This is a genomic window from Gilliamella apicola, assembly GCF_003202655.1.
GTDB classification, from domain to species: Bacteria; Pseudomonadota; Gammaproteobacteria; order Enterobacterales; family Orbaceae; genus Gilliamella; species Gilliamella apicola_R.
Map to the genome: position 1 here is coordinate 1 of NZ_QGLR01000020.1, position 1,340 is coordinate 1,340.

The following is a 1,340-nucleotide window of genomic DNA, read 5'->3' on the forward strand; positions in this document are numbered from 1 at the left end:
TTCGGGCCATGCGCCATTTGATGAACCCATATGGGATTAGCTAGTTGGTAGGGTAAAGGCTTACCAAGGCGACGATCTCTAGCTGGTCTGAGAGGATGACCAGCCACACTGGAACTGAGACACGGTCCAGACTCCTACGGGAGGCAGCAGTGGGGAATATTGCACAATGGGGGAAACCCTGATGCAGCCATGCCGCGTGTATGAAGAAGGCCTTCGGGTTGTAAAGTACTTTCGGTAATGAGGAAGGTGATGTATCTAATAGGTGCATTAATTGACGTTAATTACAGAAGAAGCACCGGCTAACTCCGTGCCAGCAGCCGCGGTAATACGGAGGGTGCGAGCGTTAATCGGAATGACTGGGCGTAAAGGGCATGTAGGCGGATAATTAAGTTAGGTGTGAAAGCCCTGGGCTCAACCTAGGAATTGCACTTAAAACTGGTTAACTAGAGTATTGTAGAGGAAGGTAGAATTCCACGTGTAGCGGTGAAATGCGTAGAGATGTGGAGGAATACCGGTGGCGAAGGCGGCCTTCTGGACAGATACTGACGCTGAGATGCGAAAGCGTGGGGAGCAAACAGGATTAGATACCCTGGTAGTCCACGCTGTAAACGATGTCGATTTGGAGTTTGTTGCCCTGAGTGATGGGCTCCGAAGCTAACGCGATAAATCGACCGCCTGGGGAGTACGGCCGCAAGGTTAAAACTCAAATGAATTGACGGGGGCCCGCACAAGCGGTGGAGCATGTGGTTTAATTCGATGCAACGCGAAGAACCTTACCTGGTCTTGACATCCACAGAATCTTGCAGAGATGCGAGAGTGCCTTCGGGAACTGTGAGACAGGTGCTGCATGGCTGTCGTCAGCTCGTGTTGTGAAATGTTGGGTTAAGTCCCGCAACGAGCGCAACCCTTATCCTTTGTTGCCAGCGGTTCGGCCGGGAACTCAAAGGAGACTGCCGTTGATAAAGCGGAGGAAGGTGGGGACGACGTCAAGTCATCATGGCCCTTACGACCAGGGCTACACACGTGCTACAATGGCGTATACAAAGGGAGGCGACCTCGCGAGAGCAAGCGGACCTCATAAAGTACGTCTAAGTCCGGATTGGAGTCTGCAACTCGACTCCATGAAGTCGGAATCGCTAGTAATCGTGAATCAGAATGTCACGGTGAATACGTTCCCGGGCCTTGTACACACCGCCCGTCACACCATGGGAGTGGGTTGCACCAGAAGTAGATAGCTTAACCGCAAGGAGGGCGTTTACCACGGTGTGGTCCATGACTGGGGTGAAGTCGTAACAAGGTAACCGTAGGGGAACCTGCGGTTGGATCACCTCCTTACGAAG

General features: G+C 52.5%; 1 rRNA gene. It reads left to right on the plus strand.

Going from position 1 to position 1,340, the window contains the following annotated elements:
• Window positions 1-1,335, plus strand: a 16S ribosomal RNA gene (locus tag DKK70_RS16350); the annotation flags it as partial.
• Between the last annotated feature and the right edge of the window lie 5 nt (window positions 1,336-1,340).